The organism is Pseudomonas sp. P4_C3, from assembly GCF_056402075.1.
Genome location: NZ_JBFUIC010000774.1, coordinates 1 through 649, shown reverse-complemented (window position 1 = coordinate 649; position 649 = coordinate 1). Strand labels below are relative to the sequence as shown.

The window sequence follows — 649 nt, the reverse complement described above, 5'->3', positions numbered from 1 at the left end:
GAACGCCAAAACGAAAAAACCCGCCAGAAGGCGGGTTTTTCGGTGGTTTCAGAGATTTTGTAAGCCTTCTCTGGAACCTTGTCTGGCTCCACGACCTGGACTCGAATAGAAAAATAAGCACCTGTTTTACAATGAAATTATGCTGATTTTTAGTATTCATATCCCTACGATTATCCTAATCAAGCCCGTATTTTATTGGAGTTCTTTCGATATCCCATGAGCACGGCAGCAGCAAGCTGTTGACGTCGACGTCGAATTGACCCATTTACTGAAGCAAGACTGACCCACCTCTAAATCTGCACAAATCCCGTATAGGCAATGCTTCGAGAGGAACAGACTGGGTCAGTGGCGTCTCGGCAACTGGGTCAATTCGGCATCGGTGCCAACACCTTTAGGCAAAAAAGATGCCCGATGCGCAGCGGGGGACTTATTACAGCCAGTCAACGCTTCTCTATGAGAGGAGTTCGATAGCAATCGCGGTCGACTCACCGCCACCAATGCATACAGACGCGATGCCACGCTTTAGCGCGTTCTGCCTCAAGGCATTTACCAACGTAACAACAACACGCGCGCCTGACGCGCCAATCGGGTGCCCCAAAGCGCATGCCCCACCGTGGACATTTAATTGCTCATGTCCGACGTTCAAGTC

At 49.9% G+C, this 649-nt stretch carries 1 pseudogene; it reads right to left on the bottom strand.

Features of this window, described 5'->3' with window-relative positions:
- Positions 1-451 precede the first annotated feature (451 nt).
- A pseudogene (locus AC1DVH_RS32370) lies at positions 452-649 on the bottom strand (acetyl-CoA C-acetyltransferase); the annotation flags it as partial.